16 protein-coding genes and 2 tRNA genes are annotated in these 20533 nt (G+C 30.3%); all 18 read left to right on the top strand.

Annotation, left to right across the window (positions count from 1 at the left end; all coding sequences use genetic code 11):
* Positions 1-9 precede the first annotated feature (9 nt).
* The 18 genes from mfd to B2S02_RS10640 all read left to right on the top strand — a co-directional run bounded on the left by mfd (position 10) and on the right by B2S02_RS10640 (position 20322).
* Entirely contained in the window at positions 10-3525 is a 3516-nt protein-coding gene (gene mfd / locus B2S02_RS10725; protein WP_346876358.1) for a transcription-repair coupling factor, read from the top strand.
* A gap of 85 nt (positions 3526-3610) precedes the next feature.
* Positions 3611-4612 (top strand): peptidylprolyl isomerase, encoded by a 1002-nt coding sequence (locus B2S02_RS10720; protein ID WP_346848842.1) that lies wholly within the window; start codon positions 3611-3613, stop codon positions 4610-4612.
* Positions 4613-4759: 147 nt separating this feature from the next.
* Positions 4760-5308 (top strand): stage V sporulation protein T, encoded by a 549-nt coding sequence (spoVT, locus tag B2S02_RS10715; RefSeq protein ID WP_035132504.1) that lies wholly within the window; start codon positions 4760-4762, stop codon positions 5306-5308.
* A 217-nt stretch (positions 5309-5525) separates the two neighbouring features.
* Positions 5526-7061, top strand: coding sequence for a polysaccharide biosynthesis protein (locus B2S02_RS10710; protein ID WP_346876359.1), 1536 nt, complete (start codon positions 5526-5528; stop codon positions 7059-7061).
* Between the two features lie 17 nt (positions 7062-7078).
* Complete coding sequence (gene mazG, locus B2S02_RS10705) at positions 7079-8542, top strand: nucleoside triphosphate pyrophosphohydrolase (protein WP_346876360.1); 1464 nt, start codon at positions 7079-7081, stop codon at positions 8540-8542.
* Positions 8543-8653: 111 nt separating this feature from the next.
* Positions 8654-8929: an HU family DNA-binding protein gene (locus B2S02_RS10700; RefSeq protein WP_035132498.1), complete on the top strand. Its 276-nt coding sequence runs from the start codon at positions 8654-8656 to the stop codon at positions 8927-8929.
* 106 nt (positions 8930-9035) lie between these two features.
* The gene (locus tag B2S02_RS10695; RefSeq protein ID WP_346848845.1) at positions 9036-9296 is read left to right on the top strand and encodes an RNA-binding S4 domain-containing protein; all 261 of its coding nucleotides are present in this window, start codon (positions 9036-9038) and stop codon (positions 9294-9296) included.
* Positions 9297-9372: 76 nt separating this feature from the next.
* Complete coding sequence (gene yabP, locus B2S02_RS10690) at positions 9373-9669, top strand: sporulation protein YabP (RefSeq protein ID WP_346848846.1); 297 nt, start codon at positions 9373-9375, stop codon at positions 9667-9669.
* Between the two features lie 7 nt (positions 9670-9676).
* Complete coding sequence (yabQ, locus tag B2S02_RS10685; protein ID WP_035132492.1) at positions 9677-10069, top strand: spore cortex biosynthesis protein YabQ; 393 nt, start codon at positions 9677-9679, stop codon at positions 10067-10069.
* A gap of 125 nt (positions 10070-10194) precedes the next feature.
* Positions 10195-10461: an FtsB family cell division protein gene (locus B2S02_RS10680; protein WP_035132490.1), complete on the top strand. Its 267-nt coding sequence runs from the start codon at positions 10195-10197 to the stop codon at positions 10459-10461.
* A gap of 81 nt (positions 10462-10542) precedes the next feature.
* Positions 10543-10959 (top strand): S1 domain-containing RNA-binding protein, encoded by a 417-nt coding sequence (locus B2S02_RS10675; protein WP_035132487.1) that lies wholly within the window; start codon positions 10543-10545, stop codon positions 10957-10959.
* Between the two features lie 208 nt (positions 10960-11167).
* Positions 11168-11256 (top strand) — tRNA-Leu (locus tag B2S02_RS10670).
* 5 nt (positions 11257-11261) lie between these two features.
* Positions 11262-11337: transfer RNA gene (locus B2S02_RS10665), tRNA-Met, on the top strand.
* A gap of 423 nt (positions 11338-11760) precedes the next feature.
* On the top strand, positions 11761-14163 hold the full coding sequence (spoIIE, locus tag B2S02_RS10660) for a stage II sporulation protein E (RefSeq protein ID WP_346876361.1): 2403 nt from the start codon (positions 11761-11763) through the stop codon (positions 14161-14163).
* Between the two features lie 165 nt (positions 14164-14328).
* Positions 14329-15759, top strand: coding sequence for a tRNA lysidine(34) synthetase TilS (gene tilS, locus B2S02_RS10655; protein ID WP_346848848.1), 1431 nt, complete (start codon positions 14329-14331; stop codon positions 15757-15759).
* Positions 15752-16291 (top strand): hypoxanthine phosphoribosyltransferase, encoded by a 540-nt coding sequence (gene hpt / locus B2S02_RS10650; protein ID WP_346848849.1) that lies wholly within the window; start codon positions 15752-15754, stop codon positions 16289-16291. Before tilS ends, hpt begins: the two co-directional genes overlap by 8 nt.
* Before the next feature lie 154 nt (positions 16292-16445).
* A complete protein-coding gene (ftsH, locus tag B2S02_RS10645) occupies positions 16446-18461 on the top strand; it encodes an ATP-dependent zinc metalloprotease FtsH (RefSeq protein WP_346848850.1) in 2016 nt (671 codons plus the stop codon).
* 190 nt (positions 18462-18651) lie between these two features.
* A complete protein-coding gene (locus tag B2S02_RS10640; RefSeq protein WP_346920694.1) occupies positions 18652-20322 on the top strand; it encodes a formate--tetrahydrofolate ligase in 1671 nt (556 codons plus the stop codon).
* Positions 20323-20533 lie beyond the last annotated feature (211 nt).

Raw genomic sequence — 20533 nt, 5'->3', positions numbered from 1 at the left:
GGTGATATTTTGAGACTAAAAGGAGTAATGACACCTTTAAAGTTAAGTAGTGAATATAGAGATATAAAGAGATATATAAATGAGGAAAAGTATCCATTAGGCATACATGGTCTTTCGGAATCTGGTAAGAGCTACTTACTATATGGTGTTTATGAAGATATAGAAAAAAGTATGCTAGTGCTAACTCATAATGACATGGAAGCTAAAAACATATATGAAGATCTTAGCTTTTATTGTAATGATGTATATTATTTTCCTACGAGGGAGGTAACTTTTTACAATGTAGAAGCTGTATCAGGGGACTTGAGATGGGAGAGGCTGAAAGTATTAAATAAGATTCTTCATGAGGGAAAATGTATTGTTGTAACTTCTATCGAGGCTTTAGCAGCATCCTATGCTCCTGTAGAGCTATTCAAGAAATTTTCATTTGAAATTTCTTTAGAAAGTACCATAGACATAAGAGAGTTGAGCGAAAAACTTGTACAATGTGGTTACGAAAGGTGTAGTGTTGTAGAAAACATAGGTCAATTTTCAGTTAGAGGGGGGATTATAGATGTTTATCCTCCTATTAGTAGCATGCCATTTAGGATTGAGCTTTTTGATGATGAAGTTGATTCCATAAGAACTTTTAATAAAGACAATCAAAGAAGTATAGATAAAGTAGATAAAGTAGAAATATTTCCAGCTAAAGAGATAATTCTTACAGAAGGGGTTATAAATCTTGCAAAAGAAGAAATTAGAAAGGAATTAGATGGAGCTATATCAAGATTTAATAAATCTAAAGATAAGGATGCTTTAGAAAGAATAAATTCTACGGTTAAGACAAATTTGGAGAGTCTTGAAGAAACTTGGACCTTTGAAACTATTGATAGCTATATTCCTTATTTTTATAAAAATAAAACTACATTTTTAGACTACTTTAAGGATAGTTTAGTTGTAGTGGATGATGTAAATAGGGCTATGGGTAAGTTGGATAGTGTATACTTTGAATTTGAAGAGAATTATGAAAATTTTCTAAGTAGAGGTAACATTTTACCGAAACAAGGAGAACTACTAATACCTAAAGAAATGATTGGAGAAATTTTAGAAGTGAGTAAAACTATAACTTTACAGAGTTTAGGAACTGCTTCTAATGCATTAAAACCAAGAAATTTAATAGCATTTTCTCAGATTACAATTCATGATTATCATGGACAGTTAGACATGCTTATTGAAGATATAATAGAGAAAAAGAAAAAAGGATATAGAACTTTAATTTTATCTGGTACAAGAACAAGGGGAGAAAGATTAATTGACACTTTAAGAGATAGAGGGATAGAAGCTACTTATAAAGACCTAGTTTCTAGCATTCAGCAAGGGGAAGTAGTGGTGACCTTTGGAAGTTCTATTAAAGGATTTGAGTATCCTGATTTAAAGGTATGTGTTATATCAGACTCCGAAGTTTTCGGTCAATCTAAGAGGAAAGCCACAAGAAGAACTACTAAAAAAGGTGCAGGAAAAATAAAAAGCTTTACTGATTTAAAGCTTGGTGATTATGTGGTACATGTGAACCATGGAGTTGGTGTATATAAGGGTATTAATCAATTAGATGTACAGGGAAATAAAAAAGATTATTTGGTTTTAGAATATAATTCAGGAGATACTTTATATGTCCCTGTAGAGCAATTAGATTTAGTACAAAAATATATTGGCAGTGAAGGCAAATCACCCAAAATAAATAAATTAGGTGGAAGTGAATGGGCAAAGGCTAGAAGTAAAGTAAAAAAATCTGTTGAAGATATTGCTGAAGATTTGGTTAAGCTTTATGCTATCAGAAATACTTTAAAGGGGCATAAATATGCCAAGGACACCCCTTGGCAAAGTCAGTTTGAAGGAGAATTTCCATATGAGGAAACCCCGGATCAGTTAACTGCAATTGAAGATATTAAAAAAGATATGGAAAGCGATAAACCTATGGATAGGCTTCTTTGTGGGGATGTTGGATATGGGAAAACCGAGGTTGCGCTTAGAGCTGCCTTTAAGTGTGTTATGGATGGAAAACAGGTAGCTATATTAGTACCTACTACAATACTAGCAGAGCAACACTATAAAAATATGTTAAAAAGGTTTTCAGATTTTCCTATTAAAATAGGAATGATTAGCAGATTTAGAACTGCGTCTCAAGTTAAAGAAACTTTAAATGCTCTAAGAGAAGGAAATTTAGATATTATAGTAGGTACTCATAAGTTGCTTCAAAAGAGTGTGGTATTTAAGGATCTAGGTTTATTAATTGTAGACGAAGAGCAAAGATTTGGGGTTAGTCACAAGGAGAAGATTAAGGAAATAAAGAAAAACATAGATGTATTAACTTTAAGTGCTACTCCTATTCCTAGAACCCTACACATGTCTTTAACAGGAGTTAGGGATATAAGTATAATAGAAACTCCTCCTGAAGAAAGATATCCTATTCAAACTTACGTTGTAGAATTTAATGATCAACTTATAAGAGATGCAATAATTAGGGAAATGAACAGGGGAGGACAAGTATTTTTTGTATATAATAGGGTTGAAACTATAAGTGATATGGCAACATATTTGCAAAAGTTGGTCCCAGAAGCTAGAGTTGCTATAGGTCATGGTCAGATGACCGAAAGAGAATTGGAAAAGGTAATTATAGATTTTGTAGATAAAAAATACGATATACTTTTAAGTACAACTATAGTAGAGACTGGTATAGACATTCAGAATGCAAATACTATGATAATAGCAAATGCAGATAAGATGGGATTATCTCAACTATATCAATTAAGGGGAAGAGTAGGGAGAACCAATAGAATAGCATATGCTTACTTTACTTATACTAAGGATAAGGTTTTAACAGAGGTTGCAGAAAAAAGATTAAAGGCAATAAAAGACTTTACAGAATTAGGCTCAGGATTAAAGATAGCTATGAGAGATTTAGAAATAAGAGGTGCAGGGAATATAATGGGAGCAGCTCAATGTGGTCATATGTCTGCTGTTGGATATGACTTATATTGCAGAATGCTTGAAGATGCAGTAAGCATTGTAAAAGGTGAAGTAGATAAGGAACCTATTGAAACTACAGTAGATATGAAAATTGATGCATATATTCCTAGTAACTATATACAGGATGAAACTCAAAAAATTCAAGTATATAAAAAGATTGCATCTATTGAATCCTATGAGCATATGTTAGAGGTTATTGAGGAGATTGAAGATAGATACTCTAATATTCCAGAAAGTGTTTATAATTTAATGAATATAGCTTATTTAAAGGCAATTGCTAGAGAAATTGGGGTTTTAGAGATAAAGGATACTGGAATTCAAGTACAGATAACCTTTAAAGACAAGTCATACTTAACTTCTGAAATGGTAAAATATATACTAGACAATTATAAGAGACAAATCACATTTAAAATGGGAGATGTTCCAGTTCTAGTGTATAAGAGTAAGGATATTAATAAAAAGGAGCTATTAGATATACTTATAAATATTATTAAGGATTTATCAACAATGAGTAAATAGATTTAGCTACTATTTATTTAATAGTATTTTTATGGTAAAATTGAATAGCAATAATAACTAAAAAAACCGAATGGAGGATAATAAATTGATAAAATTAAAGAAGATTTTAGCTGGTCTAATGGCGTCTACACTAATGCTTTCAGCAGTGGGGTGTGGAATGATAGAAAAAACAGAGGCAGGTATTAATAAGACAGTAGTTGCTAAGGTTTATAAAGAAAAGATAACCTTAGGAGAAGTGGACAGTAGGTTAAGTACGGTTTATGAGCAAGTAAAGGCTCAGTACGGAGAAAATTATAAAGAAAATTCAGAGGCTATGGAATATATAAAGAAGCAAAGATTAAGTATACTAGATACTATGGTTAATGATATTGTCATAAAAAATAATGGTGAAAAGCTTGGAGTAGTGCCTTCTGATGAAGAAGTTCAGACTAAGGCTAAAGAGAAACTTGATGAGATAAAGAAATCCTTTAAAACTGATGAAGAGTATAAAAGTGCTCTTAAAACAGCTGGAGTTACAGAAGAGAGCTTCTTAGAAGAATTAAAACCAGCAGTAATATCTAATGCTGTATATGAAGAGGTAGTTAAAGATGTTACTGTTACAGATGATGAAATAAAGACTTATTATGATAGTAATCCAAATTCATATACTGAAAGTCCTAATAAAGTTAGGCCAGCACACATACTAGTTAAGACAGAAGAAGAAGCTAAAGACGTAATTGCAAGATTAGATAAAGGTGAAGATTTTGCTAAGCTTGCTACTGAAAAAGGTACAGATGCTACAAAGGACAAAGGTGGAGACTTAGATTGGATTGAATATACTAGCAATCAGTATGATAAAACTTTCTTAATGGCAGCTATAAGTCTTAAGAAAGGGGAATATACTAAGGCTCCTATATCAACTCAATTTGGATTTCATGTTATAAAGTGCTTAGATAAAGAAGAGTATCCTGTTAAGCCTTTAGAAGATGTTAAAGGAGCGATTAAGGATGTTCTATTAGAACAAAATAAATATAATGTGTGGGTAGAAAAAGTAACTGCTTGGCAAGAAGAAGCTAAAATAAAATTATATGAAGATAAACTAAGTTAATAATTGGTAGAAAGAGATTGATGTCATATTTGGCATTAATCTTTTTTTATTTTTTATTAATGAAAAAATTTCTAGGATGTATAAAATTTGAGTTAAGAAGGATAATAATAGCATTAATACTATTTACATAAATAAGGAGGATATTTAATGAAAGCTACAGGAATAGTAAGAAGAATAGATGACTTAGGTCGTGTTGTAATACCAAAAGAAATTAGAAGGACATTAAGAATTAGAGAAGGAGATCCGCTGGAAATATTTACAGATAGAGAAGGGGGAGTTATATTAAAAAAATATTCACCAATAGAAGAATTGAGTGAGTTTTCTAAGGAATATAGTGAAGCGCTACATCAAACTATTGGTAATATAGTGATAATCTGTGATAAAGACTCAATCATATCTGTAAGTGGTGGGACAAAGAAAGATTATTTAGATAAAAAGATTAGTAATGAAGTAGATAAAATTATGGAAATGCGTAAGGCTACTCTTCTAGATAAAAACTCTCAGGGACTAATACCTATATGTGATGGAGAGACAGCAGATGAATATACAACACAAGTTGTAGCACCAATAATTGCAGAGGGAGATACTGTAGGTACAGTAATTATAGTTTCAAAAGAAAATGTAAAGTTTGGAGAACTAGAGTTAAAGCTTGCGGAAACAGCAGCTTCATTCTTAGGAAAACAAATGGAACAGTAAATGTTAAAAAGCATAAATATCTATAAGATAAAATTAAATAAAGAGTATAATATGTAATTATTGCCATAGGATTGATATTGATCACATCTTATGGCAGATTTTTCATTGTTAAAGAAGTTAAAGTTAATTGATATTAGGTATATATTATATGCATTAAGTAATAAAATGTTTCTCATCAAAATACTTATTAACTATACAAAGTATTTTAGGAGGAAGTATGAAAAAACAATCGCTTTTAAAAGGAACTATGATTTTAGGAATAGCTACTATTTTTGCACGATTTTTAGGTTTGTTTTTTAGAATACCAATACAAGGATTAATTGGTGACCAAGGGATGGGATATTATCAGATGTCATACCCTATATATATGACTTTTGTAGCAATAGCATCAGGAGTACCTATTGCTATGTCAAAATTAATATCAGAGTATAATGCACGCAACGATACCAATGCTGTTAAACAGGTACTTAAGGATACTCTTAAAATAATGATTCCACTTGGGATAATAATATCATTTTTAATGTTGTACTTTGGAGATAATATTATAAATATCTTAAGGTGGGATAATAAATCATATCAATCCTTTATGATTATATCTTCAGCACCTATATTTGTATGTATTATGTGTACATTTAAAGGATATTTCCAGGGACTTCAGAATATGAATAATACTGCAATATCTCAAATTATAGAACAGATAGGTAGGGTAGTTTTTGGCGTTATATGTGCATATTTATTACTTCCTAAAGGAATTGAATATGCAGCAGCAGGAGCCGCATTTGGAACGGTAGCTGGAGGATTGCTGGGAAGCATTTACTTGGTAATAAAATATTTATTTGTTAGATCAAAGTCTTATAAATTAAAAGTGAAAAGGAGTAATAAAATACTATCAAACTTAGTACAAGCAGCATTTCCTATATCCGTAGGAGCTGCAGTTGGAACTATTATGGCTTTAATTGATTCTATAATAGTACCTCAAAGACTCTTGTTAGCAGGTTATACTATTCAAGAAAGTGCCATATTATATGGTCAATTTACAGGTAAGGCTATGACTCTTCAAAATATCCCACTGGCACTTTCTATTGCTCTATGTTCAGCTTTAGTACCTATAATATCAGAGGTATATTCTATGCATAATCAAAATGAATTATACAGAAGGGTAAACATGGTATTTAAGTTATCTTTTGTTATAGGTATTCCAAGTGCATTAGGGTTATTTTATCTTTCAAAACCTATTATGGGATTAGTGTTTATGGGGGATGTAGCAGGGCATGAAATACTTAAATTATTATCTTTATCAATACCATTAATTATAATAACACAGACTACTACATCGCTTTTACAAAGTTGTGGTAGATATATGAAACCGGTATATTATCTTGCTATAGGGTGTCTATTTAAGGTAGTCATTACCTATGTTTTAGTAAGTAACTCTAGATTTAATATATATGGTGCAATAATTGGAAGTATAGTTGGATATGCAGTAACTAGCATTTTAAACTTGAAAGAGGTTAAAAAATTGCTCAAAGTAAAGATAAACCTATATGAAGTAGTTATAAAACCTTTATTTGTGTCATTAATTATGATAATATCTGTTGTTTTTATATATAATAATGTCTATAATTATACACAGAGTAATGGAATATCTTGCTTAATAGCTATTTTCCTTGGTGTAGTAATATTTGGAATACTATCGATTGTATTTAAAATATTTACCATTGAAGATATAAAGGGAAAGCTCATTAAAAACTAAAAGAGGAGTAGATTCAAATGATTACAGTGGTTGGTTTAGGACCTGGTTCTAAAGATGCTTTAACCATAGGTGTACTAGAAATTTTGAAAAGTAATAAAAATATATACTTTAGAACAGAAAAACATCCTAATGTTAAATACTTAGAATCTATGGGTGTAAAGTTTAATACCTATGATAATTTTTATGAAGAATATAATAATTTTGATCATATATACAAGGCAATTGCAGAGGATCTTATAAAAATTTATCAGCAAGAAGGAGACTTAGTATATGCAGTTCCAGGTCATCCCTTAGTTGCAGAAAAATCTGTAACTATATTATTAGAACTCTGCAAGGAGAATGGAATAGAAGCTAGATTAATGCCATCAGTAAGCTTTGTAGATGCAGTTATAGAGAGCTTAAGGATTGATCCAATAGAAGGGGTAAAAATAATAGATGCCTTTGATATAAGGGAACAGGTTATGGATAAGAGATTAGGAGTAATAATAACCCAGGTGTATAACAAATTTATTGCTTCTGAAGTGAAGTTAGCTCTATGTGAATATTATAGTGATGATAGTGATATATACTTTGTAAGAGCAGCAGGCATACAAGGAGAAGAAAGTATAAGAAAAATTAAACTATATGATTTAGATAGACAAGAGGATATTGATTACTTAACTTCCATATATATTCCTAAAGATCTTAAAGGTCCTAAAGATTTTAAGGATTTAATTAATGTGATGTCTACTCTTAGGAGTGAAAATGGATGTATGTGGGACTTAGAACAAACTCATGAATCTTTAAAAAGAGGTTTAGTTGAGGAATGTTATGAAGTTATTGAAGCTATAGACGAAATGGACGATAATAAACTTATTGAGGAGTTAGGAGATGTACTTTTTCAAGTAATATTCCACGCTCAAATTGGTAAGGAGGAGGGTTATTTCAACATAAATGATGTAGTAGCAGCTATAACTGAAAAAATGATACGTAGGCATCCACATATATTTTCAGATGTAAGAGTTAAAAATACAGATGAAATATTGGAGAATTGGGATGAAATTAAAGTTAAAGAAAAGAAATTTACTAGCTATACCGATGAATTAAAACATGTTCCACGTTGTATGCCCGGACTTATTAGAGCAGAAAAGGTTCAAAAAAAGGCTGGTAAGGTAGGGTTTGACTGGGATGACGTAGAACTAGCTATGGAGAAAGTTATAGAAGAATTACAAGAGATAAAAGATGTATATAAAAATTCAGATGTGTCAAAAATACAGGAAGAGGTAGGAGATTTAATCTTTGCCACAGTAAATATTGCAAGACTTCTTGACATTGACCCAGAATTTGCAGTAAATTATACTATAGATAAATTTATAAAACGCTTCCAATTTATTGAGGAATCTGGCATTAAAAAGGGTATTGACATGAAAGAAATGACATTAGAAGAAATGGAAACCCTTTGGAGTGAATCTAAAAAGTATAATTTATCAACAAAAAGATAAATTTTTTTCAAAAAAAAGAAGGATTCTAGGTAACTTGTAAGAATATTGTAAGTATTATTTTATGTAATTAAAATATAAATTACGTAAAATTAACATTAAGGAGGTACTATTGTGAACAAATCAGAATTAATAGCAAAAATGGCTGAAAAGTCAGGACTAACAAAAAAAGATAACGAGGCGGTATTAAAAGCATTTATAGAGAGTGTTGAAGAGGCTCTTGAAGGTGGAGAGAAAGTTCAACTAGTTGGATTTGGTACTTTTGAAACTAGAGAAAGAGCTGCTAGAGTAGGAAGAAATCCAAGAACAAAAGAAGAAATACAAATACCAGCATCTAAAGTTCCTGTTTTCAAAGTTGGAAAAGAATTTAAAGACATAGTAAATAAATAATTACTTGAAAAAGCCTAGAAATGTTCTGGGTTTTTTCTTCTATTCAAAGGGATACAGGATAAAGTATAATTTCATTAAAATTTTTATATAGTTTAAGGAGGCAACTATGAGATTAGATAAATATTTAAAGGTTTCTAGAATAATTAAAAGAAGAACTGTTGCTAAAGATGTATGTGAAAATGGTAGAGTATCCATAAATGGAAAAGTAGCAAAACCAAGTACTACTATAAAAGAAGATGATATAATAGAAATTCAATTTGCTAATCAATTATTAAAAGCGAGAATTATAAATATTGCTAATCATGTTAATAAAGAAGAGGCTAAGAATATGTATGAAATAATCAGTGGGGAAGAGGATAAGGAATAAATAGAAGCATAAAATATTTTTTAATGAATATATCTTTATAGAAAGCTAATATATTTTTAGGTTTAAGGGGGATATTATGGAACCAAATAAAGATATGTCATTAGAAAATAAAAAGAGTTTTATTGCGTTAGAAAATAGAAAAAAGATGACTTTAGATGGAGTTTTAGAAATATTAAGCTTCAATGATGAACAGATACTTATAATAACTGTGTTGGGAGATATGGATATCAGAGGTGAAGAGTTAAAGATGACCAAGCTAGATGTTCAAAATGGAGATGTGGTAATAACGGGGAAAATATCTTATGTAGTATATACAAGTGAAGAAAAGAGACCAAAGAAGCGAAATAGCATTGTTTCTAAAATATTTAGGTGATTGAGTTATGATATTTGATATGGGTAGGCAAATAGCATTGTTTATATTCTCCTTACTTAGTGGAATGCTAGTTGGTATTTTCTTTGATGTATATAGAGTAATAAGAGGTTTTGAAGAGCCAGGAACCATCATAACAGCAATACAGGATATGCTATTCTGGATATTAACTGGCATTATAGTATTTATTTTTATGATGTATACAAACTATGCTTACATGAGCTTTAATGTGTTTGTATATAATTTAATTGGATTATTTATATACTTTAAACTATTTAGTAATATATTTATATTAGCATACGGAAGCATATTAAATGCCATATTAACGTTTTTTAGAGTAATATTTTATTATATATTCTATCCTATAAGAATTATTTTCAGCAAAATAACAAAAAAAATATAAAATTTATAATATTAAGGGTTGAAGAAAATAAAAATTCAAATTACAATATAGCTATAGGTTAATTTGACTACTTGAAAATAAAACCTATGACATGTTACTATTTGTAATAAGGAAGGAAAATCGATATGAAGAAATTCAGCATAAAAAAGATAGGTCTTTTACTTATAGCTCTTTACGTAGGCTTTACATTTATAAATCAACAAATAATAATGTTTAGACAACATAAAGATATTGATAACTATACTTCGGAGTTACAAGCAGCACAAGAAAAGAATCAAAAGTTACAGGATGAGATTAAACTATCACAAGATAGTCGGTATATAGAAAAACTTGCAAGGGAAAAGCTTGGGTTAATTAAAGAAGGAGAATCTCCTGTAATAGACAGTAAATAAAGTGAAAGTTACTATGACTAATTATTATTAGTTATAGTATATATAAATTTAAATTATAAATTTAAGGAGGGTCTTTTCAATATGACCTTAAAGGCTGGAAGCATTATAGAAGGTAAAGTAGTTAATATCACAAACTTTGGTGCATTTGTTGAAGTGGAAGGGAAAACAGGCTTAGTTCATATATCGGAAGTATCTGATGTATTTGTTAAGAATGTACATGATCATTTAAAAGAAAATGATGTGGTTAAAGTTAAAGTCATTTCTGTAGATGATAATGGTAAGATGAGCTTATCCATAAAGCAAGCTGGTACACCAAAAAAATCTTTTAAACCCGTAGATATAGATTGGGAAAAGGAAAAATCTAAAACTACAAGTTCAGGAAGTTTTGAAGACAGGATGTCAAAATTCTTAAAAGATAGTGAAGAAAGATTTCAAGATCTTAAAAAACACCAAGATGGTGGAAAAGGTAGAGGATATAGCAGAAAAGGATATAATTAAGCTTTATACCGAAAGGATTAAAGAGTGCTTTTTAAGCACTCTTATTTATTTTAATGTCAGTTAAATTAAACCCTAGCTTTTTTAACATTTAGTTATAATAAGTGAAGAAGAAATAAATAAAAAATATAAAAAACTATATAAATACTGTTGACATAGTTAATAATATACCATATAATAAATATTGTCGCTGAAAGGTGATGACACAAATGCTGGAGTGGCGGAACTGGCAGACGCACAGGACTTAAAATCCTGCGGTGGTTAAACACCGTACCGGTTCGATTCCGGTCTTCAGCACCAAATAACGCGGGGTGGAGCAGTTGGCAGCTCGTCGGGCTCATAACCCGAAGGTCGTAGGTTCAAGTCCTGCCCCCGCAACCATAAAAGTGGATTGAATATATATTCAATCCACTTTTTTCTTTTAAATAAGATTATTTAATTTATAATAAAGTTTAATGAATTGAATTTATAAATAGATTTCAAAAATGAATATAAATATAAGTATATTAATTAATTATATTTATATGAAAAATATTTTCCCCATGAAACCTTTTATAATTATTATTCATGACATAAAAATATAATATACGAAGATAAGAAAATTAAGAGGTATAAATTTACTAAAGTCATACTATGAGCGGAATAACTTAATAATTTAGAACCATAAACTAAAAATGAAAACAGAGGTAAAATGGAGTTTATTGTAATAAATTTCCTTATGCGAGCCTCCATTAAATTACATTTATTTCCAATGGGTATTGATATAATTAACCTGTAAAAAAAATACAGGTGGGTGAAATTATTATGCAATATGGAGAAAATATTAGGACGTATAAAAGAGTAAAGAGCAGTATGGTTATTAGTAATGATAGGGATGGTGACGGAGCAAAAATAGTAGCGAAGAGTATTGTGTTTTTCTGTGTTGCTATATTAGTTAGTAGAGTAATAATGATAAACAAATCTGCACCTTTTGGGATTGCATTTTTACTTACAATACTATTCTTAGAGGATAACAAATTATCTTTATTTGTTGGACTGGGATCTATATTGGGCTACATAACTACAATAGGTGTAGTAGAGAATTCCTTAATGTATATAACTATAGTTCCAACTTTGGTTATAATATGTTTAATTTTAAATAGTTTTATAAAAAGGAATATTAAAAAGTTTGTTATTATAGGAGCAACTTTAATAATGATTTTTGCATATACTATGTTAGTGAATCAGTATACACTACTGTTGGCACTTGGAAATACTGCATTAGAAGGAGTAAGCATAATACCTGTTTACTTAATACTGGAGTATAGTATTAATAGTTTTAAAAACATAAGAACAAAGCATTTATTTTCAAATGAAGAAATAGTTTCTATGAGTATATTAATAGCTTTAATAATTGCAGGTACTTGGGGTATTAAAGTTTTCAATATATCAATTTTAAGTGTATTAAGCATTGCCGTTGTATCTATTATAGGTTATGTTTGTGGTACAAGCATAGGTGCTACAGCAGGAATTGCGATGGGTGTAATTGTGGGAATGTCTAGTCAGAATATTTTTGGTTATGCAACAGTATTGGGAGTATGCGCCTTGACTTCAGGGATATTTAGAGAAGGTGGAAAGTTGATTTCGTCTTTAGCATCATTTATCGTATTTTGCATAATGAAGATTTATATAGCTACTTATATACCTGAAGGAATTTCACAATTTATATTGGCAGAAGGGATTTTATCTACAGCGTTATTTATAGTTATACCTAATTGTATATATGAAACTATATCTGGGGAGTTAGATGTAGAGAAAAAAAGCAAAAGATACGAAGAAGGATATGCTAATAAAGTAAAAGGAATTTTCACAGATAGGTTAGATAAATTTTCTGAAGTGCTTCTAAATATGGCTGGTACGTTGAATAATTTAGCTGATAATGATAAGTTAGATATGAGTACTAAAAGTAGTGGGCTTATAGAGAATTTAGCTAATAGAGTATGTAATAGCTGTGATACATGTGGAATATGTTGGGGAAGAGAAATGATAAATACCTATAAGGCTTTTGGAGAACTTTTAGAAAGTGCTCAGAATAAAACTAACATTTTTCCACAGTTATTAGAAAAGAAATGTATAAGGAAGGCTTCGCTAATAAGAAATACAGAAGATATAATAAATAAATTTATTATAAGTGAAATGTGGAGAAGTAGATTAGCGGAGGGCAGAGAGCTAATTGCAAATCAATTCAATAACATGGCTAAGTCTGTAGATGAGATTATGGAAGAGTTTTCAGCAGACTTTAATGAAGATAAAGATTCAGAAAAAAAGATTATGAGAATTCTTGAAAAGTACGATATAGAAGCTGATGATGTATTTGCAATAAAAGACAAGAATGAAAGATTGAATATACAGATAACCTGTAATTCTTGCAATGGAAGAAATTTATGTATAAAAAAAATACTACCTTTAATTAATGACTGTGTAGATTATAAAATGAAATTAAAAGCCGACGGTTGTAAGATTAATCCTATTACTAATAAGTGTACAGCTATGTTTGAAGAAGTACCTAAGTTTGGAGTAACTACTAGCGTATCTAGGGCATGCAAAGATGGACAAACTATCTTTGGAGATAATTTTAACTTTGGAGAAGGATATGATGGTAGTTACATGATGGTTATTAGTGATGGAATGGGCTCAGGTCCACAGGCAGGAAGAGAAAGTAAGGCTGTAGTTGAATTAATTGAGAAATTTACAAGTGCGGGCTTTAGCAGAACTACAGCTATAAATACAGTTAATTCTATAATGAGCCTTAAATTTTCAGAGGATGAAAAATTCTCTACAGTAGACTTAAGTGCAATTGACTTGTATAGTGGAGAAGTAGATTTTATGAAGGTGGGAGCAGTAGCTAGTATTGTAAAGAGTGGTGATACCATAGATATTATTAAATCTAGAAGTTTACCTATTGGAATACTAGATGAAGCAGATATAGAAATTCATAGTAAGAAAGTAAAAAATGGTGATTTGATTGTTATGTTAACAGATGGAGTTACAGACTGTGATGAAGAATCTAGTGGAAAGATAGATTGGATATTGGATTATTTATGTAGAAATGATAATGTGAGTCCAGAGGAACTATCTAAGGGTATAATTAATGAAGCGAAGAGAATAGGAAAAAATAAGGTTAAGGATGATATGACAGTTATGGTTTCTAGAGTTCACACAGCTTAATTTGGATTAAGTAAATTGGAAAGTTAATTATAGCTAATTTATAATGGTTATAATAAAAAAGTGAAGAGGTGTGTAAACATTTCTTCATTTTTTTATTATATTTGTTTTAAAATTCTTACATTTATGATATTATGACTTAAAACTATATTTTTAGGAAGTGTTTTTATGGGAGATAAAGAGTGGCCGAAAGTACATAATAATAGTATGAGAAATCAAGTTATCAAAACTATTGAAGAAAATGGAATGTTAAATAAAGGAGACAAAGTTATAGTTGCATTATCTGGAGGTCCTGACTCTATAAGTTTATTGCATGTTTTGTCTACATTAATGAATGATTATAATATAAAACTATATGCAGCTCACGTGAATCATATGTTAAGAGGTAGTGAATCAGATGAGGATGAAGCTACTTGTAGAAGGTTTTGCAAAGAAAATCAAATTGAATTCTTTAGCAAGTCTGTAGATATAAATTTAATAGCTTGTGAAAACAACATCTCCACAGAGATGGCTGGTAGGGATGCTAGATATGAATTTTTTGAAGAGCTTCTAAAAAAGCTTAATGCAAATAAAGTTGCATTAGCTCATAATGTTAATGATCAAGCAGAAACAGTACTTATGAGGTTAATGAGAGGAACTGGAATAGAAGGGCTTATAGGAATTAAACCTGTAAGAGATAAAGTATATATAAGACCGATAATAAATGTGAGCAGACAAGAAATCGAGGGTTACTGTAAAGAAAACAATCTTCCGGCTAGAATAGATCAAACAAATTATGAGCCTATATATTCAAGAAACAAGATCCGATTAGAGTTGATACCTTATATACAACAAAACTTTAACGCGGATATAATTACAACCTTAAATAGAATGTGTGAACTTATCAAACGTGATGAGGATTATATTCAAGAAAATGCAATCAAAGTTTTTCAAAAATATTGTGATATAGGAGAAGATAAGGTTATAATATATAAAGATGTATTTTATCTTCATCCATCTTTAGTAAGTAGAGTGATAAGAAAAGCTCTATTAGAAGTCAAAGGGGATATAAATAATATTCAAAGCATACATATCGATAATATTATAAACTTACAAAAATCTGGTACAGGAAAGTTTACAATTGTTCCAAAAGAAATATTAATCAAGAATGTATACGGCAATATTGAAATAACAAGGCAAAAAAAACAATGTAAAGTTGATATAGATACTATTATAAATCTTAATATGGGTAATAATTATATTGAAGAGCTAGGACTTAAAGTATATATAAGATATATAGATAGTGACAAAAAAATGAATTTTAAATCTAATGATAACATAAAATATTTTAATGGTACTAATATAAAACATATAACATTAAGATTTAGAAGAAATGGGGATAGATTTTCTCCTCTTGGGCTGAAAGGTAGTAAGAAGTTAAAGGACATATTTATAGACTTAAAGATTCCAAGAGAAGAAAGAGATTTTGTGCCTCTGCTTTGTTTTGATGAAGATATTTCATGGATAATAGGATATAAAATAAGTGATAAATTTAAAATCCATGAAGGAATAAAAAAAATTATAGAAGTAAGTGTGGAAAGGCAGGAAAAACATGAATAAGGACATTAAAGAAGTTTTATTAACTGAAGAGGTTTTGACAGAAAAAATTAAAGAAATAGGGGCTGAAATATCAAAGGAATATGCAGGGAGAGATTTAATTGTACTTGGTATTCTAAAGGGTTCAGTAATGTTTATGTCTGATTTAATGAAAAACATAACTATACCATGTAAGATGGATTTTATGGCTGTATCTAGCTATGGAGACGCTACACAATCTTCAGGAATAGTAAAAATAATAAAGGATTTAGATTTTGAAATAAAAGGTAAGGATGTGTTGATAGTAGAAGATATTATAGATAGTGGAGTAACTCTTAAATATCTTATGAAATACTTAGGTGCTAGAAATCCAAGGAGTCTTGAAATAGCTTGTTTACTTAATAAACCTGAAAGAAGAAAGGAAGAACTAGATGTTAAGTATCTTGGTTTTGATGTTCCGGATTATTTCTTAGTAGGATATGGTCTTGACTATGCTGAAATTTATAGGAATCTTCCTTATATAGGAATATTAGATGAACACGTATATATGAAGTAGTAAAGTTTTATACTATATAGATATAATCTTATTTATTTTTAAAATAGAATAGAATAGTAGTTCATTAATAATTAATATTATTGATGTTGTAAAGGAAAAACTCATATGATAGAATTTTTAGTGATATTGAACCGTAGAGAGAGGGGGGCTTTAAATGAAAAAAATTTCTAGTGCAACAATTTGGTTTTTAGTATTAATACTAGTTATATTTTCTGCACTATCATTATTCGATAGTACAGGAACTTTAAAAGAAATAAGTGTAACAGAATTTGAAAAATATATGCAACAAAAACAAGTATCAGCCATACAAACATCATCTGATGGTACATCAGTAAGGGGTAAATTAAGTGATGGTACTGAATTCAGTGTAAATATTTTACAATCCAGGTATTCTCAAATACTTAAAGAAAATCCAAACCCTAATATGAATGAAAAATATGATCCACCTGCTACAGTTCCAGTTTGGATGAGAATTTTACCTACGCTTCTTGTGATAGGAATGGTAGTGCTATTTTGGGTAATGTTTATGAATCAATCTAATGGAAGCGGTGGCGGAGGCGGCCGTGGGGTTATGAGCTTTGGTAAAAGTAAAGCTAAGATGGCTGTACCTTTAGAAGGTGATAAAAAGGTTACCTTTAAAAATGTAGCTGGAGCTGATGAAGAAAAGCAAGAGCTCGAAGAAATAGTAGATTTTCTTAAAAATCCTAAGAGATATATGGAAGTAGGAGCTAGAATTCCAAAAGGAGTACTATTAGTTGGTCCTCCGGGAACAGGAAAAACTCTTTTAGCAAAAGCAGTAGCTGGAGAAGCTGGAGTTCCGTTTTTCAGTATATCAGGGTCAGATTTCGTTGAAATGTTTGTGGGAGTTGGAGCTTCAAGAGTTAGAGATTTATTTGAACAAGCGAAAAAGAACTCTCCTTGTATAATTTTTATAGATGAAATTGATGCTGTAGGTAGACAAAGAGGTGCTGGTATGGGTGGAGGCCATGATGAAAGAGAGCAAACATTAAACCAACTTCTTGTTGAAATGGATGGATTTGGTGTAAATGAAGGCATAATAATGGTAGCTGCTACAAATAGACCAGATATTTTAGACCCAGCTCTTTTAAGACCAGGTAGATTTGATAGACAGATAGTTGTTGGTGTGCCTGATGTTAAAGGAAGAGAAGAAATATTAAAAGTTCACTCTAAGAATAAACCTTTGAATGAAGATGTAGAATTAAAAATACTTGCAAAGCGAACACCAGGATTTACTGGGGCAGACCTTGAAAATCTAATGAATGAAGCTGCTTTATTAACTGTTAGAGCTAGAAGAAAAGTTATTACTATGGAAGAGTTAGAAGAGTCTATAACTAGAGTAATGGCTGGACCAGAAAAGAAGTCTAGAGTTATTAGTGAGAAAGATAAGAATTTAACTGCATATCATGAAGCGGGTCACGCAGTAGTATCTAAATACTTACCTAATTCTTATGCTGTACATGAAATTAGTATTATTCCAAGAGGTATGGCAGGAGGATATACTTTACATCTACCTAATGAAGATACTGCATATACATCTAAGTCTAAGCTTAGAGATGATATGGTTGGTCTTTTAGGTGGAAGAGTTGCTGAAGCGTTAATTCTTGGAGACATAAGTACAGGAGCTAAAAATGATATAGATAGAACTACATCAATAGCTAAGAAGATGGTTATGGAATATGGTATGACAGATGCTCTAGGACCTATATCTTTTGGAAAAGATGATGGTGAAGTATTCATGGGAAGAGACTTTGGAAGAACAAGAGATTTCTCTGAAGAGGTTGCATCTAAGATAGATAGAGAAATTAAAGCTTTAATTGATGAGGCTTATGAGAGAACAGAAACTATTCTTAAAGAGAATATAGATAAACTTCATGATGTTGCAAAAGCTCTACTTGAAAGAGAAAAGCTTACTGCGGAAGAATTTAATGCAATAATGGAAGGAAAAACTCTTGCAGAATTTGATGCGGAAAAAGTAGTGGTAGATTCTCCGAAAGAGGAAAATGATATTCCTGTAGAAGAAAATAGTATTAGTTCTAATGATAAGTTTAAGGATTGGAATGTAGAAGCTCTTAATGATGAAGTGTCAACAGATGAAAATCAGATAGAAGAAATTTCAAATAATGAGAGTAACACATATAAAGAAAGTTAATACATTGTTTTAAAAGCACAGCTATTGCTGTGCTTTTTTTATAAAAGTAATTATGTTATAATGAACTTGAAAATAGAAGCGTATTGAAGAAACTATTGAGACAACTATATTTATAGTTATCATAGCTTAATTTATTTCTGAATTTTGAAAAAAATAAAACAAATAAATATAATACTTGGGAGGTTAATTTATGAAAACTGATATTGAAATTGCTCAAAGTTCAAAGATGATACCAATTTTAGAGGTAGGAAAAACATTAGGTTTAACTGAAAATGATTTAGATCTTTATGGAAAGTATAAAGCAAAGATATCCCTAGATGTTCTTGCAAATAGAAAAGATAAGGGTGATGGGAAACTTATATTAGTTACAGCAATTAATCCAACTCCAGCAGGAGAAGGAAAATCTACAGTAACTATAGGACTTGGTCAAGCACTTTGCAGTTTAGGCCAAAATGCTGTTATAGCATTAAGAGAACCTTCATTAGGGCCAGTTTTCGGAGTTAAGGGAGGTGCTGCTGGTGGCGGATACGCTCAAGTAGTACCAATGGAAGATATAAATCTTCATTTCACAGGAGATATGCATGCTATTACAACAACAAACAATTTGTTATCAGCAGCTATAGATAATCATATTCATCAAGGAAATGAACTTCGAATAGATTCAAGAAGAATTATATTTAAAAGAGTTTTAGATATGAATGATAGAGCTCTTAGAGATATAGTAGTTGGTATGGGTGGTAAACCTAATGGATTTTTAAGAGAAGATGGATTCACAATTACTGTTGCATCTGAAATTATGGCAATACTATGTTTATCTAACAATCTTATGGATCTTAAGGAGAAATTTGGGAAAATACTTGTGGCATATGACCTTGATGGAAATCCAATATATTGTAAAGATTTAAAAGTTCAAGGTGCAATGGCTATGCTAATGAAAGATGCTATAAAACCTAATCTAGTACAAACATTAGATAATACGCCAGCAATAATTCATGGAGGGCCGTTTGCAAATATTGCTCATGGTTGTAACAGTATACTTGCAACTAAAATGGCGTTAAAGCTAGGAGATTATGCTATTACTGAAGCAGGATTTGGCGCAGATTTAGGAGCAGAGAAATTCTTTGATATTAAATGTAGGTATGGAGGATTAAAACCAAACTGCGTAGTTATAGTTGCAACAATTCGTGCATTAAAACATCATGGTGGAGTTAAAAAAGATGAATTAAATATTCCAAATGTAGAAGCATTATCTAGAGGTGTTGTGAATTTAGAGAAACAAATAGAAAACATACAAAAATTTAATGTTCCAGTAGTTGTGGCTATAAACAAATTCATATCAGATAGTGATGAAGAAGTTAAGTTCATAGAAGAGTTCTGTAAAGCTAAGGGTGTAGAAGTATCTTTGACCGAAGTTTGGGAAAAAGGAGCAGAAGGTGGAAAAGACTTAGCTAATAAAGTTGTTTCAACTATTAAAAATAAAGAAAGTAAATTCCAAGTATTATATAATGAAGAACTCGACATTAAAGAAAAAATAAAAGTTATTGCAAGGGAAATCTATGGAGCAGATGATGTTGAGTTTACAGCATCGGCTAAAAAACAGATTAGTGAAATCAAAAAATTAGGACTTCATAAAGTACCTATCTGTGTAGCTAAAACTCAAAATTCTCTTTCAGACAATCCTGCTTTATTAGGAAGACCAACAGGATTTAATATATCTGTAAAAGAAGTTAAATTATCAAATGGAGCAGGTTTTATAGTTGCTTTAACAGGAACTATAATGACTATGCCGGGGCTTCCAAAGGTTCCTGCTGCAAATAAAATAGATATTCATGAAGATGGAACTATAGAAGGTCTATTCTAAATTCTTTAAATTTAAATTAGATTATATATTAATTAGTTTAATAATTAATCAGATATAATTAAAAATTAAAATTTATTTACTAATCCTATGATTTTAATAGGATTAGTTTTTTTTATAAATTTTAATAGAGAGGAATTAAAATTTATTTAAACAGAATACTATAACTAAGATTATCTAAATTGTAGAAATTTTTAAATAAGAAATTCACAGA

The sequence above is a fragment of the Clostridium sp. UBA7339 genome, assembly GCF_002470865.1.
Lineage (GTDB): Bacteria > Bacillota > Clostridia > Clostridiales > Clostridiaceae > Clostridium_J > Clostridium_J sulfidigenes.
Note: the sequence above shows the minus strand (reverse complement) of the source record. Positions and strands in the feature narration are given on the sequence as shown.